Raw genomic sequence first — 16,814 nt, 5'->3', positions numbered from 1 at the left:
AAGCGGGATTCAGGATTGTTGCAGGACGTTCTCGCTGGTCAGTGAACTGATTTCGGCGTCGGAGAGACCGAGCGCCTCCCGCGCGATCTGCTCGGTGTGCTCACCGAGCAGGGGGGCGGGGCCATCGGGTGGGTCGGGCAGCCGCAGGGAACGAACGGGTGCGTTCTCCAGATGGAATTCCTGTCTGATGCGCGGATGCCCGGAGAGCCGGAACAGGCGACGTTCGGCGTAGTAGGGAAAGGTGGGCAGTTCGGCGACGCGCAGCATGGCTCCCGCGGGCACTCCGGCCGCCTGCAGCAGGTTCATCGCCTCGACGGCCCCGTACCGGGCCAGCCAGCCGGTGACCGCGGCGTCGATCCGGGCGCGGGCGGCGGTACGTCCCTCCGCACTGGAAAGAGCGGGTTCGGCGGCGAGATCGTCTCGGCCCATGACCCGGCACAGCGCCTGCCAGTCGTCGTCGCCGCGGACGGTGACCACACACCAGTCGTCGTCGCCGGCGGCGGGGAAGACGCCCCAAGGCGCGTCGGGCTCCGTGGAACCTTCGACGGTGACGCCCGAGCGGACCAGGGCCTTGTCGGCGACCATCGCGGCCATGTGCCCGAGCATGACCTCGGTCTGGCTGACGCTCACGGTGCCGCCGGTCCCGGTACGGCGGCGGCGGATCAGCAGCGCGAGGACGCCCGCGACGCCGATGCGGGCGGCGACATGGTCCGGGTACACGGTCAGCGCGTCGGAGAAGCCGTCCGGCTCCCCCGGGTAGCGCCACTGCGCGGTCATGCCGGCGGATGCGCGGACCAGCGGCCCGTAGCCGAGCCGCCGGCTCCACGGGCCGGTGGGCCCGAACGCCGAGCTGTCCACGAGGATGACGCCGGGGTTGGCCTTCCGCAGCACGTCGTAGCCGAGTCCGAGGGAGTCCAGGGTGCCGGGCCGGAAGTTCGTGAGCACGACGTCGGTGTCGCCGACCAGCCGCAAGAACAGCTCTTTGCCCCGTGGGGAACGCAGGTCGAGGCCGAGGCTGCGCTTGTTGCGGTGCCCGGCCGCAAAGGTCACCGTCATGACGGCGCCGTCGCGGGCCTGGCGGCTGCCGTCGGGGAAGGCGTCGTTCTCGACCTTGACGACGTCGGCGCCCTGGTCGGCGAGCATGCGCCCCTGCTCGGCACCGACGACGATGACCCCGAGGTCCAGGACGCGCAGCCCGGCGAGCGGCCGGCCGCCGGGATCCGCGGAGACGTCGCCGGAGGGCTCGGCCCGCGAGGCTCTCCAGCCGTCCGCCGCGGTGGCGTCGGCGGGCACCGAAGGCGCCGGACCGCGGACGCCGGCGCGCCGTCCGTCCAGTTCCAGGACGCCGTCGGGGAAGGGCGCCGATACTCCCGGGGCGAGTTCGACGCCGGTGAAGGCGCGCCGGGCCCGGACCTGCTCCGATTCCAGCGCCTCGTCGAGATCGAGGACGGCGGCGACGGGGACGCCGTGCCGCTGCCCCGCCTCCTCCAGCTCCGAGCGCTTCTTATCGGCGAAGAAGCGCGCGATCGCGGGCAGCAGCGTGGTGGAGGAGAAACGGGTCCCCAGCTTGTCGTAGGAGGGGTCGGCGAACTCGGCGGGACGCCCCATCCACTCGAACATGCCGCGCCACTGGCGCGGGGCCAGGATGCACACCCGGACGAAGCCGTCCGCGCAGGGGATGACCGGGTACTGGTGGCGCGCCTCGGGGCGTCCCCTGGGGAGCTTGCTGGCGGGTACTCCGGCGGTGGCGCTGCCGGCGATGCCGTACCCGGGATCGAGGGCCGAGACCGCGCCGTCGAGGACGGAGAAGTCCAGATGGTCCCCCTGCCCTGTGCGCAGCCGTTCGAGGTGGGCCAGGAGCACCGCGAACACCGCCTGCGGGACGGCGCATTCGTAGGGCAGGTCACCGGGAGGCATCAGCGGTTCGCGGCCGGGGATGCCCGAGCGGGACAGCTCCCCGGACAGTGCGTGGAACACGGGGCTGGTGGCCTGCCAGCCGGTGTGGGAACCGGTCCTCCCGAACGGCGTCGCGGACAGGATGACCAGACCGGGGTGCTCCCGCCGGATCCCTTCGACGTCGAGGGCCGAGCTCTCCGGCGAGGCCGGCAGGGTGCTCTCCAGCAGGATGTCCGCTCCGGACAGGAGGGCCCGGAACCGGTCTCTGCCATCAGGGCTGGTGAGGTCGAGCGCCACAGCGCGTTTGCCGAGGTTCGCGGCGGCGAAGCCCAGCGCGACCCCGGCGGCCCGGCGGCCGGTGCTGCGGTCGGCGGCCCCGCCGGGAGGTTCCACGCGCAGGACCTCCGCGCCCCATTCGACGAGGTGGCGGCCTATCGCGGCCAGCGGCCCGGAGGTGAGATCCAGGACGTTCACTCCGGTCAGGGGCAGGTCCAGCGGCTCGCCGCTCTCGGCGGGGCTCAACTGAACCGCCTCGTGGCCCGCGCCTTGCGGACGTCCCGGAACGGGACGTCCCGGTCGACCTCCGGTTCCTTGGGCAGGCCCAGGATCCGCTCGCCGATGATGTTGCGCTGGATCTGGTCGGTGCCGCCTCCGATGGAGGTGACGAACGCGGCGAACGACGAACGGTTGACCTCCGCCGCGACCGGGTCTTCGTCGCCGTCGAGCACCGAGGCCGTGCCCAGCAGATCGGTGGTCACCTTCACGCCGGTGTGGACGATGCGGGACATGGCGAGCTTGCCGATGGACGCCAGCGGGGACGCCGCCCCGCGCCCGGAGTCCGCCCGCGCCCGCATGCCGTTCCAGGCGTTGACCTTCTCCAGCGTGTACAGCCGGGCGATCTCCTGACGGGTGACGGGATCGCCGGCCTTACCGGTCGTCTTCGCCAGCTCGATGTAGTCGGCGCCGCCGATCTTCCGCGTCCACGGCGACTGGCGATCCGCCTTCGCGGTGTCCTTGCGACCGGCTCGCCTGCGCTGCTCGGAGCTGCCGCCGGCGGCGGCGCCCATGATGAGCCGCTCGAAACCGAGCGCCGTCTGCAGCACCCGCCATCCGTTGTCGACCTCGCCGAGCCGGTGGGAGTCCGCCACGACGACGTCGGTGAGGAACACCTCGTTGAACTCCGATCCACCGGTGACCTGATGGATCGGACGGATGTCGACACCCGGTCGGTCCAGCGGGATCCAGAAGAACGTCAGGCCGCGGTGCTTGGGCACGTCCCAGTCGGTGCGCGCGATGAGGAAACCGTGCGTCGCCTCGCGGGCCCCCGATGTCCACACCTTCTGGCCGCTGACGATCCAGGTGTCGCCGTCGCGGTCGGCGCGGGTCTGCAGCGCCGCGAGATCCGAGCCGGCACCCGGCTCGCTGTAGAGCAGGCAGCCGCGGTGCTCGCCGAGGGCGAGCGGCCGCACGAACTCGCGCTTCTGGTCATCGGTGCCGTGGGCCAGGATCGTGTTGGCGAACAACTGCGTCACGTCCAGCGCCACCGGTTTCGCCCCGGCTCGGGTGAACTCCTCGGCCACCACCCGGCGCATGTCGCGGTGCAGGCCGCGACCGAACCACTCGACCGGCCAGGTCGGAGCCGCCCACCCGGAGTCGATGAGCCGTTCGCGCCACTGCGGCCCTCCGCCGCCGGGTCGCCAGTTCTCCGCCAGCCACGCCGCCACCTGCGCGCGCACCTGCTCCTCGGACGCCGCCGCGCCTGCCGTCTCCGTCATCGCTCCTCCGTCACTCGTTCTGGGTGGGTCATGTTCAGCTGTCACAGGCCGATGCGGGTCGCCAGGAGGTCACGCTGCGCGGTGGGACTCCCCCACAGCTGGGCACCGGACTTGGCCCGCCGGTAGTACAGGTGCGCCGGGTGCTCGTAGGTGAAGGAGATCCCACCGTGCACCTGCATGTTCGTCCGAGCCGTCTCGAAGAAGACGTCGGAGCAGAACGCCTTGGCCAGCGGCGCGACCGCGGCGGTCTCCGGGCTGCCGGCCGCGATGGCCCACGCCCCGTAGTAGGCGGCCGACCGTGCGGACTCGACGTCGACGAAGGCGTCGGCGCACATGTGCTTGATCGCCTGGAAGCTGCCGATCGCCCGGCCGAACTGCACCCGCTCCTTGGCGTACGCGACGGCCATCGCGAGGGCGAAGTCGGCGCCACCGGCCTGTTCCGCGGCCACGGCGAGCCGCGCGGCGTCGAGGAAGCGGTCGAACTCGGACCCGTCCCCGGTGGCGGTCAGCGGCGTCGCGGCCACGCCGTCGAGGCGCACGCGGGCGAGCCGCCTGGTGAGGTCGAAGACGTCCAGCTCTTCGCGGGCCAGGCCGTCCGCGCCGCCGTCGACGGCGAACAACCGGACGCCCGCATCGGTACGTGCCGCCACCACGAGGAGGTCGGCGTCCATGCCGTCCGGCACGAAGGACTTCGTCCCGGTCAGCCGCCATTCGTCTTCCCCGGCCGCCTCACAGCGGACTCCGGAGGCGTCCCAGCCGCCGTCCTCCTCGGCGAGGGCCACCGTGGCCACGACGCGGCCCGCAGCGATGCCCTCCAGGTGGTCCGCGGTGACCGCTGGGTCGCCGCCGATCAGCGTGAGCGTCGCGAGGGCCGTTGACAGGAACGGGCCGGGCACCAGCCGGCGCCCGAACTCCTCCAGCACGATCGCCAGCTCCACGGCACCGGCGCCCGCGCCGCCGTACTCCTCGGGGACGATCAGCCCCTGCAGCCCGAGCTCTCGGGCCATCCGTTCCCAGACCGACCGCTCCAGCGGCGTCGGCGCGGCCATCAACCGGCGGACCTCGGTCTCGGGAAAGGTCTCTTCGACGAACCCGCGCACCGACGCTCGCAGCGCTTCGTGATCTTCGGTGAACTCGAACGTTCCCACGGCGGCCTCCAGACGACCTCGAGCACTCCATACTGACCAACGGTCAGGATCTCGGAGGCCGAGGCTACTGACCAATGGTCAGGATGTCCAGGGAGCATCGGATCAGGGAGAACCGACCAGTTCGTCGCAGAAGGGCGTCAGGATGCCGCCGGGAGCCAGCTCCGCAGACCCGCGATGATCACCGAGAGGCCGTTGCCGAAGTCGGCGTCCGTGGCGAAGGTGTAGGACCAGCCGTGCGCCGCGACCCGCCGCAGGCTCGGAAAGGGCTCGAGGTCACCGGGCAGGCTCACCGCGGAGCCTTCCATCTCCTCGTCGCGGTCCGGCCCTAGAGCACGAGCGAACTGATGCTCGCTCACCAGGCAGCCCCGCGTGTACGTCGAGAGAAGGTGATACGCGTATCCCGCCTGCTCCGGCGTGAAGCCGGCACGCAGGAGAACGTTCAGTTGCGCGTCGATCCGCTCGTATGAGGAGTCGAGCGCCCGCTGCGAGCGCCCCATGGTCGCCCACTGCCCCACCACCAGCTCGAACAGCGCCGGATCCGCCCGCAGCACCGACCGGTACGCCTCCCAGTAGCCGCGCAGGTGCTTCTCCCAGTCGTCCGAGTCGATCACCGGCAGCGCGTCGTTGAAGCGCCGCACCGCACGGCTCAGGAGGGCGTCGACGAGGTCGCGCCGCCGGGGGAAGTGGTAGTGGACCGCGGGGTGCCGGACACCGAGGACTGCCGCGACCTTACGGATCGTGACCTCGGGCAGTCCCGACTCGGCCACCAGCCGCTCCGCCGCGTCCAGGATCACCTCCGGACCGAGGGACCCTCGCGGCAGCCGGCCGTTCACCTGCGCCGACACGGCACCGCCCCCGCACGGGCACGACCGGTCATGACCGACACCCCGAAAGGCGCGCTCCACGGCGTGCGTTCCCGCATCCGGTCAGCCGATCCCGTGGCCACATCGAGCATGGCCACAGGCTAGCCGCTCCCCCTCCGCATGAGGCCGACGCCTACTGCCCCGCAGGCGCGCGCCTACTGCTCCGCAGGCGCGTCGACGAGCACCCCGACGAGGACGAAGTCGACGAACCGCTCGGCGTAGTCGTCGACGGTTTCCGGCAGGGCCGCCCGGAGGGCCGGCGGCGTGGTCAGGGCATGGTTCATCGCGCCGCCGCACAGCGCGTCCAGCAGAAAGGTGACCGACGTGCTCGCCGGCAGCTCGCCGCGGTCGATGCCGCGATGGACGATGGCACGGGCGGCGAGTATCTGCTGCCGGGCCAGCGAGTCATAACGCTCGGCGAGTTCCGGGATGTCACGCGCTTCCAAGCCCAGGCGGATGACCGCCCCGCCGTGTTCACCGACGTACTGCTGGAGCAACTGGCGGACCAGTTGCACCAGGTCACCACGGACCGTGCCGGTGTCGACGTCGGAGATCGGGCCGAGCCGCATGGTGAGCGCCTCGGCGAGCAGTGCCTCCTTGCTCTTCCAGCGCAGGTACACCGAGGCCTTGCCGACTCCGGCGCGCCGGGCGACCGCCTCGATGCTGAAGGACGCCCAGCCGTCACGTCCGAACAGCTCCACGGCCGCCGCGGCGATACGGCGGTCGACGTCCGGGTCGCGTGGCCGGCCTGCGGGGTTACGGGGGTGCGTCACGGGGTCCATGGTCCTCCATCTTCCTGGCTCTCCGCATTGCTGAACGGTACTCGTCTGATTAGGATTACAATTACAGACGGACATCGTTCCGTAATAAGGATCAGGAGATCTGCGTCCGAGCCACCGAGGAGCCCCATGCCTGCCGGAACCGCGTACCTGCCCATGACCGCGGACGACATCGCCGCTTTCGCCGGGAGCGTGCGCGCCGTCCTCGCCCGCGACTGGCCGGCGCCCACGTCGGCGCCGGACGCCGATCTGGGGAAGCTGTGGGGCACCGCCGCCGGCCAGGGATGGCTGGCGCTCGCCGCCGACGGCGCCCTGGCCGCCGCCGTCGCCGCCGCCCGCGAGCTCGGCCGGGCGGCCTGCCCGCTGCCCCTGCTCGACGCGTACGTCGCCACCGGGATCATCGGGCACCACGCCGGCGTCGCCGCCCGGATCGGCTCCGGCGAGATGAAGGTCATCGCCACCACCGGATCCGCCGAGGACGCCGAGGCCCGCCACCTGGACGCCGCCCACCACGCCACCCACCTGCTCACCATTCCCGCCGGGGGCGGGACCGCGGTCCTGCGGCCGCTCCTGGAGGTGCGGGACACCCCCGGGCTCGCCGTGCCCGCCTGGTCGGACGCCCGCCTCGGCGAGCCGGAGGCCTCCGCTCCGATCGATCAGGCGGCGGCCGACGAGGCCGTGGTGCTGCTGCGCCTCCAACTCGCCGTACGGGCGCTCGCCGCCGCCGGCCGGGCGCACGAGATGGCCGTCGAGCACGCCAAGGAGCGCCGCCAGTTCGGCAAGGTCATCGGTTCGTTCGGCGCCGTCCAGCAGCGCACCGCCACCTGCCAGATCGATCTCTCCTCCGGCGATCTGCTCATCGACGACGCCGTCCACGCCTTCGAGCACGGCGCGCCCGACCGCCTGCTGAGCGCCGAGATCGCGGTCGAGCACGCTCGGACCGCCGCCCCGCGCGTGCAACTCGGCGCCCACCACACCCTGGCCGCGATCGGTTACTTCGAAGAGCATGACGCCCCCTGGCTGTTCCGCCGCGTGCACGGCGACATCACGCGGCTCCAGACCCTTGCCCGCACCTGCGGTGACGTGGCAGACGTGCTGGTCGAGGGCACGGGCTCGTTGCCGGCCGCGGACCTCGGCGAGGTCGGTGAGGCGTTCCGGGCCGAGGTCCTGGAGCTCTTGGAGCAGTACGCCGACCGTTCGGACGTCAGCAATTTCGCCTTCGACCGGGAGCTGGCGGGGATCGTCGCGGACCGCGGCTGGCTCGGCTTCGCCTGGCCCGAAGAGGTCGGCGGACGCAACGCCACCCTCGCCGAGCAGGTCGCGCTGAACGAGGAGGTCTCGTACCATCGCGCCCCGATCAGCAAGGCCCTCGGAGCCGTCATGCTGCTGGGCAACTCGATCCTCAAGCACGGCTCGAAGGAGCAGAAGGACACCTTCCTGCCCCTGATCCGCCGCGGCGAACTGTCGTTCTGCCTCGGCTACAGCGAACCCGAGGCCGGATCCGACCTCGCCTCGCTGCGCACCCGCGCGGTCCGCGACGGGGACGACTGGGTGATCAACGGCCAGAAGCTGTGGACCACCGGCGGGCACGAAGCGGACTGGGTCTGGCTCGCGGTCCGCACCGACCCCGACGCGACCCCCCGCCACGCCGGCATCACGATGTTCCTGATCCCGATGAACACGCCGGGCATCACCGTCCAGCAGCACCGGGCCCTGTCCGGCGAGATCTCCTGCACCGTCTTCTACGACGACGTCCGCGTGCCCGACGGCATGCGGGTCGGCGAGGTCGACGGCGGCTGGAAGGTGATCACCGACGCCCTCGCCGGCGAGCGCATCACCATGGGCAACATCGCCGCCGCGCTGCACCGCCAGCTCGACGACCTGCTGGCCGTCGTCCGCACCGACGCGGAGGGGCTCATCGGCCCGCGCGGCTCGGCCAAGCGCGCCAGGCTCGGCTCGCTCGCCGTCGGAGTCCAGGCCACCCGGGCGCTGGTCGCCGCCGCGATCAAGGCCACCGCGCAGGGCGCCGGAGCCCGCCTCGAGGCACCGATGGCCGGCGTCATGGGCGGCGAGCTGGCCGAAGAGTTCGGCGAGGCCGTCCTGGACATCCTCGGCCCCGAGGCCGCGCTGTCCGCGGGGTTTCCGCACGTGCCGGGCGGCGGAGCCTTCGAATTCGGCCTGCGGCTTTCGATCATGTACGTCGTCGGCGGCGGGACCAACGACATCCAGCGCGGGCTCATCGCCCGTGCGCTGGGCCTCCCCCGCTGACCGCCTCCGATCCCGCCCCGGTCACCACCTGTCCAGGAGTCCGCCCATGACATCTCCCATCACGCCCGACCGGCTGAGGACGCTCTTCCGCCCGCGAAGCGTCGCCCTCGTCGGCGCCAGCGACAAGTCCGCCTTCTCCGCGACCGCCTACCGGAATCTCGTCGAGTTCGGCTTCCAGGAGCACACCCACCTGGTCAACCGGCGCGGTGCCACCGTGCACGGACGCCCGACCGTCACCTCCTGCTCGGAAATCGACGAGGCGGTGGACGTCGCGTTCCTGATGGTCCCCCAGGTGGGGACCGTGGAGGCGATGTCGGACGCGGCGGCGGCCGGCATCCGCAACGCCGTGATCCTCTCGTCCGGCTACGGGGAGGCGGGCGAGGCCGGACGCGCCGCCCAGGCCGCGCTCGTCGCCCACGCCGAGAAGCTCGACATGGTCCTGCTCGGGCCGAACCACCTGGGGTTCGCCAACCTCGTCGACCAGGTTCCCGTCACCTCGATCTCGGGTCTGCCGCACCGCTCCGGACCGATCGCGCTGCTGTCGCAGAGCGGGGCCAGTTCCAGCGCCATGATGGAGTTCGCCGCGATGAGCGGCAACGACCTCAGCTACATGGTCACCCTGGGCAACGAGGCGATGATCACCGCCGGACACGTCCTCGACTTCCTGGTCGACGACGCGTCCACCCGCGCCATCGCCATCTTCATGGAGTCGGTCCGCGACCCGGAGGTCTTCCGCCGCGCCGCCCTGCGCGCCACCGCGGCGGGCAAGGCCGTGGTGGTCCTCAAGGCGGGCTCCAGCGAGCTGGCGTCCCGGACGGCGGCCGCCCACACCGGTGCCCTGGTCGGCGACGACCGGTCGATCGACGCCGTCTTCGAGCAGTGCGGTGTGATCCGCGTCGACTCCATCGAGGACATGCTGATCACCGCCGGGCTCGCCGCCCACACAGGCCCGCTCGCCGCCCCCGGCGTCGGCGTGGTCTCCATCTCCGGCGGCGCCTGCGACATCATCGCCGACCGCGCCGAGGACGCCGGCATGCTCCTGCCCGAACTGGGAGCGGCGACGGAGGAGGTGCTGACCGCGGTCATGCCCTCCTATGGCACGGTGCAGAATCCGCTCGACGTCACCGGCGCCGCGATCATCGATCCGTCCTTGTTCACCAGCTCGATCATCGCGATGGCCGACGACCCGCGCATCGGCGCGGTCGCCGTCGTGAACGGCCTGCCCGCCTTCGGCGAGGGGCCCTGGCCCGGGCAGCCCTTCGTGGACGCCAGCGGCGAGGGCGCCGCCCGAGCATCGGCGCCCGTCGTCTATGTCAGCCAGATCCTGCAGCCGCTGACCGGCTACAGCCGCGAGATTCTGGAGCACGCCGGCCTGTCGTACGTGCTGCCGGGTCTCAAGCAGGCGGTGACCGCGCTGGCCGGTGTCGCGCGCTGGTCGCAGGCCCATCATCGGCTGAAGGGAGACGATGGCGGTGCCGCCCGGGCCGACATCCGTCTCACCCTGCCGGCGCCGTCGACCCGACGCGGGGCCTGGTCCGAGCACACCTCCCGCCGGCTGCTGGCCGACGCCGGCGTCCCGGTCGTCCCCGCCGTCCTGGCCGCCTCCGCCGACGAAGCCGTTGCGGCCGCGCGGGAGATCGGCGGACCGGTCGCCCTGAAGGTCGCCTCTCGTGACATCCTGCACAAGAGCGACGTGGGCGGCGTCCGCCTCGGCGTCACCGGCGCCGACGCGGTGCGCCAGGCGTACGAGGAGGTCCGGACCGCCGCCGGCAAGGTGCCCGGCGCCGCCGTCGAAGGCGTTCTCGTCTCCCCCATGCGCTCCGGCGGGGTCGAACTGCTCATCGGGGTCGTCCGCGATCCCGCGTGGGGCCCGATGCTCGCCGTCGCCTTCGGCGGCGTCTTCGTCGAGGTCCTGAAGGACTCCGCGCTCAGCACGCTCCCCGTCTCCCCGGCGAAGGCCCGGGAACTCCTACTCGGCCTTCGCGGCGCGGCGCTCCTCCAGGGCGCCCGCGGCACCGCCCCGGCCGATCTGGACGCCGTCGCCTCGGTCGTCTCCACCATCGGCGACCTGGCCCTCGCCCTCGGCGACCACCTGGAAGCCCTGGAGATCAACCCGTTGCGGGTCGACGGCCCGACGGTCGAGGCCCTCGACGCGCTGGTGACCTGGCGCACCCGCTGACGCTGGAAGCGCAAGTCGCCTGAACCGCCCACGACATGCACCACGGTCGTCCCGCGCATGACCGTGGACGGCACACAAGAATCCGGAGCAACAACCTGATGAGCAACTCAACAGCCGCCACCGAGGCCGGGTCCCTCGATCCCCGCACGCCCGTGCTGGTCGGCGTCGGTCAGTCGTCCGAACGCATCGAGGACCCCGGCTACCGGCGGCGCTCGCCCGTCGACCTCGCGGCCGATGCCGCACGCGAGGCCCTCGGCGACACCGGCGCCGACCCCGGCGCCATCGCGGCGGCCATCGACACAGTCGCCGGCGTCCGGCAGTTCGAGATCTCGACGCCCGGCGCGTCCGCGCCGCTGGGCAGGTCCAGCAACTATCCGCGGTCGGTCGCCCGGCGCGTGGGCGCCTCGCCCGCACGGGCGATCCTCGAAGTGGCCGGCGGCCAGGGCCCGCAGCACCTGGTCAACGAGCTCGCCGCCGCCATCGCCGCGGGCACGTGCCAGGCCGCGCTGGTGTTCGGCTCCGAAGCCATCTCGACCGCCCAGCACCTGGCCAAGGCCGAGGACCGCCCCGACTTCACCGAAGAGATCGACGGCGACCTGGAAGACCGCGGCTACGGGCTCAAGGGCCTGTCCTCCCGGCACCTGGCGACGCACGGCCTTACCGACGCCCCGAGCCAGTACGCGCTGTTCGACAACGCCCGCCGGGCCCGGCTCGGCCTCACGCGCGAGAACTACGCCCGGGCGATGGGCGAGCTGTTCGCCCCCTTCACCAAGGTCGCCGCCGCCAACCCGCACGCTTCGGCACCGGTCGAACGCACCGCCGCGGAACTGGTCGAGGTCACCGAGAAGAACCGGCTCATCGCCGCCCCCTACACCCGCTACATCGTCGCCCGGGACAAGGTCAACCAAGGCGCGGCGGTGCTGCTGACATCGGTGGCCGCCGCCCGGCGCCTCGGCATCCCCCAGGACAAGTGGGTCTTCCTGCACGGCCACGCCGACCTGCGCGAACGCGACCTGATGCACCGCCAGGACCTCAGCCGCGGCCCCGCCTCGGTCGCCGCCGCCCGCCACGCCCTCGAGGTCGCCGGCGTCACCGTGGACGACCTGGCCACCATCGACCTGTACAGCTGCTTCCCCATCCCGGTGTTCAACATCTGCGACGGCCTGGGCCTCGACCCGGCCGACCCGCGCGGCCTGACCCTCACCGGAGGACTGCCGTTCTTCGGCGGCGCCGGCAACAACTACTCCATGCACGCCATCGCCGAGACCGTCCACCGCTTGCGCGCCCTCCCCGGTGCCTTCGGGCTCGTCGGCGCCAACGGCGGCACCATGAGCAAGTACTCGGTCGGCGTCTACTCCACGACTCCCGCCGAATGGCGCGCCGATCGCAGCGCGGACCTGCAAGCCGAGATCGACGCCATGGACGCCCCCGGGCAGGCCCTCCAGGCCGACGGCTGGGCCACGATCGAGACCTGGACGGTCAAGTACCACCGCAACGGCGCCCGCACCGGCATCGTCATCGGCCGGTTGGACGCCGACGGACGGCGGTTCATCGCCAAGGCCGCCGCCGACGACACCGAACTCCTCGACCGGCTCTCGACAGGCGACCCGGCGGGCAGCCGTGTCTACGCGCGCTCCTTCGGGACCGGCAACCGCGTCACCGTCACCGACACCCGGATGGACGAGCTGTTCCCGCCGCGTCCTGCGGTGCTGCGCGACGACTACGAGCACGTCCTGGTCCGCCGCGACGGGCACCTGCTGGAGATCACCATCAACCGCCCCGACGTCCGCAACAGCCTCCACCCTCAGGCCAACGAGGAACTCGACGAGGTCTTCGACGCCTACTTCGCCGACCCCGACCTGTGGGTCGCGATCCTCACCGGCGCCGGCGACAAGGCGTTCTCCGCAGGGAACGACCTGGTCTACTCCGCTTCCGGCAAGCCGATGTGGGTGCCCAAGAACGGCTTCGCCGGACTCACCTCGCGCCGGCGCCTCCCGAAGCCGGTCATCGCGGCCGTCAACGGCTACGCGATGGGCGGCGGCTGCGAGATCGCGCTCGCCTGCCACCTCGTCGTCGCCGACACCACCGCGCGCTTCGCCCTCAGCGAGGTCAAGGTCGGCCTGGTCGCCGGAGCCGGCGGCCTCATCCGGCTGCCGAGGACCGTCCCGCCGAAGATCGCTCACGACATGATCCTCACCGGCCGGCGCCTTACCGCCGAGGAAGCCTTGCACTACGGGCTGGTCAACCGCGTGGTGAACGCTGGCACCGCGCTGGAGGGCGCCCGCAGGCTGGCCGCCGAGATCCTCGACGGCTCCCCCACCTCGGTCCGGCTCTCGCTGGAGGTCATGACCGAAACGGCCGGGCTCGCCGACGCCGTCGACGCCATCGAGGCCTCCTCCCCGACGCTCGACGAACTCATGACCACCGAAGACGCCGTCGAAGGCCTGACCGCCTTCGCCCAGAAGCGCAGGCCGAACTGGCGCAACCGCTGAACGATGCCACCGGTGGTCACTGACCGGCCGATGATCCCACGTCCCAGCCTCCGCTTTCCTGCTGACCTTCGACCATGCCTGCGGTGCCGGATCCTGGTGGGAGGCTCCCTGAAGCCGGCACCGCCGACCGCTGCGGAGGCGGCCGGCGGCGGGCGGTGTCAGCGGCGGGCGGTGTCAGCGGCGGTGCACGGTTCTCGTTGGCCGTTAGGCGGGCCTCGTGCAGGCGGTCGTACTTGCCGGTGCCGCCGAGCAGTTTGGTCATGAGGGGGCGCACTCGACGATGATGAGCAGGAAGCGCAGGAGCCAGAGGGCGGCGCTGGAGTTGGTGTCCCGGGGCGCCAGGTGGTGCAGGGCCTTGATCTCCTCCAGGATGCCGTGCCCCCAACCTGCTGCTGGCCACGCGGGCTGAGAGGATCGCTCGCACGCAAGCGCACCCGAACGCCGATGACGCACGCGCCTGGCACCAACTGCTGGGGTGGGTGTTCGGGCTGGTGTCGGATGATCCCATGAAACGAGCCGCCGCGCTGGCGCAGTTGATCGAGGTGCAGCGGCGAACGCACGAGGCACAACAGGAGAGCAACGAGTTGTGGTGTCTAGCTTCCTCCCTCGGTCCAGAAGAGCACTACGAGGAGCCGGCTTTTCGCCAGGCCCGCCAGTGCTACGGCGAGGTCCGCAGGTACTCGCTGCCAGACGGGCTATCGGGGTGGCCGTGGGGAGGTATCGCCGCCTGGCCGGGGCTGCCGTATGCGTTGCTCTACCTGGAGTGGGAGGCGAAGTACCCGGAGGACTGGACGCACTACGCCAAGTCTTGGGGGACGAAGAAGGGGCTGCTCCAGCAGTTGGAGAAGGCCGATCACCACTACGGCACCAAGGCCAAGCTCACAGACTTGGTCGTGAGCGCAGTCGGGCGCCCTTACCGCTGCGAGGACCGCTGGTACGCCCGGCTTGCCCGGGCCATCGACAGCGACGGCCTCCGTGCCAGACTCGGCCATGCCGCCCAGTCCGACAGCCCATGGGCGCAGTACCAGGCGAGCTTCATCCTCTGGCTCCTCACCAACCCAGGGGCCCCCGCCTCGCGTCACACGTGGCGGATGTGGCTCGCGACACGTGACACTCCCGCACCTCCTCGAAGCTCGGCGTGAGGTCTTGGGGACTCTGACAGCCGCAAGTCGCTCACGACGACGCCGACCGTGATCAATCTCGGCTCCGGCGGCTGTCCGCGGGTTCCTCGGCTCCGGGATAGCCGACGGAGTCGAGGACTTCAGTGAGGTCTGCTCGGTCCACGTCGGGATTGATGCGGCGGACGAGGTCCGTGGCCAGTGTGCGGTGTTCGAAGACCTGCCTGACGTTGGCTGGGTCGAGGGACACCTCGAAGTAGCGCGACGCATAGTCGCAGTCGGCCTGGGGAGTGCCGTCGGCCTCCGACATCGACGCCCGGCTTGGCGCCATCCACGCCCTGGCCCACGTCGCCAATGACTCCCGCCCGCATCATGACGACGTCGTGGAAGTACTTGGAAGCCTTCCTGCGTCGCCGCTCCTTTTGAGCCCGCCATGACGCGGGGCCAACTCTGGCCGCACGTCCTCGTCTGCCTGAGCGACCTGACTCCGACATTCAGGCCACGCTTACCGCGCTCGGGAGGCGGCCCAACCGTCCAGAGCGCCGCCCATGGGCAGCGGTCAACACCTTGCGCGCCGACTCGCCGGGCTCGAAGACATCGCGGACCACCCCCTTCACCGGAAGCGGGCCGCCGGTATCCCTGCCAGGTGTGCACGCCGGACTGGCGGAGCGGTTGGGAGCTGGTGATCATCCGCGGGCCAAACACCGACCCCGACCGCACCGGCGAACTCGCCCGCCGCTGGCCGGCCGAGGCCACCGCTGAGCGGCCCGGCCTGGAACGCCTCGCCGTCACCGCCACCCGCCTCGCCGGTGTCCGAATCGATCACGGCGAGAAAACCTCAATAGACTGACCTGCTGAACCGCCCTCCAGCGGATTGAGTGGTGGAACGGCTGATGCGAGCCGAGTCCAACACCCCTCATCGAGAAAGGAAGAGAGATGCGACTACGCAAAGCAGCCGTGAGTGCCGGGCTCACCATCCTGGCGATCGGCGGACTGAGTACAACCGCCCAGGCGGCCGCCCCGCAGATCGGCGGCTCCTCGAAATTTGGGCCGGGTCCAGGGTGGACGCTGGTCGATAACTATGCGAGCCGTTTCGAGTGCGTGGATGCGGGCCAGCAGTACGAACGTGAGGGCTGGAAATACATCTGCTGGGACCAGGCCTTTACTACACAACTCTGGATCAAATAGCTCAGGCACCGAGCGCTGTGAACGGATCACACACGTAATGAATGTCCCGGGTCCGGCGGATTAGCCTACGACTACAAACCCGTCTCGGCCGCACGAGTGAAGGGCGAGGCCCCGCGGCCTCGCCCTTCACTCGTGCGGACCCGGGTGCTCACCCGCGAGGTCCTGCCGCAGAGCGTTTGTTGGGGATGAGGGTCTCGCAACGTTTTCCTCACCTTGGTGAACATTTTGCACCGGTCAGTGAGCCATTCGACGCCCCAGCCCGTCCCCTGCGGACGTCCTGGCGGCCGCGCTCACCGCCTTGCTGACGACACGCGCCGTTTACCGCCCGCCTGAGCGGCGCCGGCGGCGGGTGGTGCGCCGCGGCCATCCAGGTGAGAGGCGGCCTTATCCGGCAGTCCACTCCATCGACACGAACCAAGGACGACTGACGCTGCAGCGGCCCCCGCCGACGAATATGATCTTGTTCGTCGTTGAGCACCTCCATCCTTACGAGGAGCCGCAGGGGAGCCAACTGGGGAGCCACGGTTGGTGGACTCCCCAAGACCCGCCGCGACTCCCCCAGGGCGCTTCTGCAGGTGAGAAGCTCCCCGATCGACTTCCATCGACCTTGATCCGCTGATCTTCTGTGCCTGGGGGTCAAGGGGTCGTGGGTTCAAATCCCGCCGTCCCGACAGAGAAAGACCAGCTCAGAGGCCGTTTCCTCCAACCGGAGGACCGGCCTCTTGATCGTTTGTTAGCCGTTCGTTAGTGAACTCAGCCGCCTCTGGCGGCACTCACCCGGTTCACACGGGACCAGAAAGATTGACCCCGGCCCGCTCCAGCCCACCGGATGTTCACACGTCCGGCCCCCGGCTCCCTCGTGATCCTCAGCCGATCCAGGGCGCCGCCGACCACCAAGGCCGGGCGCCCCAGGCCGCAGCGCCGTCTCGACGAGCGCCGAGCAAACACCCCTGCCGGGTAGTCGGTTCGTCCGGCACCAGCCTCAGCCTGAATCCACCGCTCGGCATTCGGCGGTGAAGGTGTCCCGGACATGACGATGCCCTCCGGCCTGGGAGGATGGGAGTTCCTACGCTTCCATGCACCCGGATCGAGAGGGCTCGTCGTAAGT

Annotated in this window: 13 protein-coding genes; 6 read left to right on the top strand and 7 right to left on the bottom strand. The window is 71.1% G+C overall.

Annotated elements, in window-relative coordinates; genetic code table 11:
- Positions 1-9 precede the first annotated feature (9 nt).
- From F8568_RS21955 to F8568_RS21935, 5 genes are all read right to left on the bottom strand, one after another.
- Positions 10-2,418 (bottom strand): CaiB/BaiF CoA transferase family protein, encoded by a 2,409-nt coding sequence (locus tag F8568_RS21955; RefSeq protein ID WP_151595664.1) that lies wholly within the window; start codon positions 2,416-2,418, stop codon positions 10-12.
- Positions 2,415-3,671: an acyl-CoA dehydrogenase family protein gene (locus F8568_RS21950; RefSeq protein WP_151595662.1), complete on the bottom strand. Its 1,257-nt coding sequence runs from the start codon at positions 3,669-3,671 to the stop codon at positions 2,415-2,417. The genes F8568_RS21955 and F8568_RS21950 overlap by 4 nt, the downstream gene beginning before the upstream one ends.
- Positions 3,672-3,712: 41 nt before the next feature.
- Positions 3,713-4,819 (bottom strand): acyl-CoA dehydrogenase family protein, encoded by a 1,107-nt coding sequence (locus tag F8568_RS21945; protein ID WP_202125230.1) that lies wholly within the window; start codon positions 4,817-4,819, stop codon positions 3,713-3,715.
- A 137-nt stretch (positions 4,820-4,956) separates the two neighbouring features.
- Positions 4,957-5,664 carry a TetR/AcrR family transcriptional regulator gene (locus F8568_RS21940; RefSeq protein ID WP_151595660.1) on the bottom strand — a complete coding sequence of 236 codons (708 nt, stop codon included), beginning with the start codon at positions 5,662-5,664 and terminating at the stop codon, positions 4,957-4,959.
- Positions 5,665-5,837: 173 nt separating this feature from the next.
- Entirely contained in the window at positions 5,838-6,455 is a 618-nt protein-coding gene (locus tag F8568_RS21935) for a TetR/AcrR family transcriptional regulator (RefSeq protein WP_202125229.1), read from the bottom strand.
- Between the two features lie 135 nt (positions 6,456-6,590).
- Between F8568_RS21935 and F8568_RS21930 the strand changes: the two genes are divergently transcribed.
- The 3 genes from F8568_RS21930 to F8568_RS21920 all read left to right on the top strand — a co-directional run bounded on the left by F8568_RS21930 (position 6,591) and on the right by F8568_RS21920 (position 13,400).
- Positions 6,591-8,729, top strand: a complete 2,139-nt coding sequence (locus F8568_RS21930; protein WP_202125228.1) for an acyl-CoA dehydrogenase family protein — start codon at positions 6,591-6,593, stop codon at positions 8,727-8,729.
- 46 nt (positions 8,730-8,775) lie between these two features.
- Positions 8,776-10,908: an acetate--CoA ligase family protein gene (locus F8568_RS21925; protein ID WP_151595657.1), complete on the top strand. Its 2,133-nt coding sequence runs from the start codon at positions 8,776-8,778 to the stop codon at positions 10,906-10,908.
- 98 nt (positions 10,909-11,006) lie between these two features.
- Positions 11,007-13,400 carry an acetyl-CoA acetyltransferase gene (locus F8568_RS21920; protein ID WP_151595655.1) on the top strand — a complete coding sequence of 798 codons (2,394 nt, stop codon included), beginning with the start codon at positions 11,007-11,009 and terminating at the stop codon, positions 13,398-13,400.
- A gap of 16 nt (positions 13,401-13,416) precedes the next feature.
- Here the strand turns inward: F8568_RS21920 and F8568_RS21915 are convergent, their stop codons facing one another.
- Positions 13,417-13,662, bottom strand: coding sequence for a hypothetical protein (locus F8568_RS21915; RefSeq protein WP_151595653.1), 246 nt, complete (start codon positions 13,660-13,662; stop codon positions 13,417-13,419).
- Between the two features lie 217 nt (positions 13,663-13,879).
- Between F8568_RS21915 and F8568_RS21910 the strand changes: the two genes are divergently transcribed.
- Entirely contained in the window at positions 13,880-14,542 is a 663-nt protein-coding gene (locus F8568_RS21910; RefSeq protein ID WP_202125227.1) for a hypothetical protein, read from the top strand.
- 52 nt (positions 14,543-14,594) lie between these two features.
- Here F8568_RS21910 and F8568_RS21905 read toward each other — a convergent pair whose 3' ends face one another.
- A complete protein-coding gene (locus F8568_RS21905) occupies positions 14,595-14,828 on the bottom strand; it encodes a hypothetical protein (protein WP_151595650.1) in 234 nt (77 codons plus the stop codon).
- Positions 14,829-15,164: 336 nt separating this feature from the next.
- On the opposite strand from F8568_RS21905, the gene F8568_RS21900 reads away from it, so the two are divergent.
- Positions 15,165-15,368, top strand: coding sequence for a hypothetical protein (locus tag F8568_RS21900; RefSeq protein ID WP_151595648.1), 204 nt, complete (start codon positions 15,165-15,167; stop codon positions 15,366-15,368).
- Between the two features lie 86 nt (positions 15,369-15,454).
- Positions 15,455-15,706 carry a hypothetical protein gene (locus F8568_RS21895; protein WP_151595647.1) on the top strand — a complete coding sequence of 84 codons (252 nt, stop codon included), beginning with the start codon at positions 15,455-15,457 and terminating at the stop codon, positions 15,704-15,706.
- Positions 15,707-16,814 lie beyond the last annotated feature (1,108 nt).

The organism is Actinomadura physcomitrii, from assembly GCF_008923205.2.
GTDB classification, from domain to species: Bacteria; Actinomycetota; Actinomycetes; order Streptosporangiales; family Streptosporangiaceae; genus Spirillospora; species Spirillospora physcomitrii.
The sequence above is the reverse complement of the archived record's forward strand: the minus strand, read 5'-3'. Positions and strand labels throughout refer to the sequence as shown.

Excerpts from the sequence above, each read along its gene's own strand:
- F8568_RS21950 (WP_151595662.1), bottom strand. The coding sequence starts at position 3,671 with ATGACGGAGACGGCAGGCGCGGCGGCGTCCGAGGAGCAGGTGCGCGCG.
- F8568_RS21930 (WP_202125228.1), top strand. The coding sequence starts at position 6,591 with ATGCCTGCCGGAACCGCGTACCTGCCCATGACCGCGGACGACATCGCC.
- F8568_RS21925 (WP_151595657.1), top strand. The coding sequence starts at position 8,776 with ATGACATCTCCCATCACGCCCGACCGGCTGAGGACGCTCTTCCGCCCG.
- F8568_RS21920 (WP_151595655.1), top strand. The coding sequence starts at position 11,007 with ATGAGCAACTCAACAGCCGCCACCGAGGCCGGGTCCCTCGATCCCCGC.
- F8568_RS21915 (WP_151595653.1), bottom strand. The coding sequence starts at position 13,662 with ATGACCAAACTGCTCGGCGGCACCGGCAAGTACGACCGCCTGCACGAG.
- F8568_RS21905 (WP_151595650.1), bottom strand. The coding sequence starts at position 14,828 with ATGTCGGAGGCCGACGGCACTCCCCAGGCCGACTGCGACTATGCGTCG.
- F8568_RS21895 (WP_151595647.1), top strand. The coding sequence starts at position 15,455 with ATGCGACTACGCAAAGCAGCCGTGAGTGCCGGGCTCACCATCCTGGCG.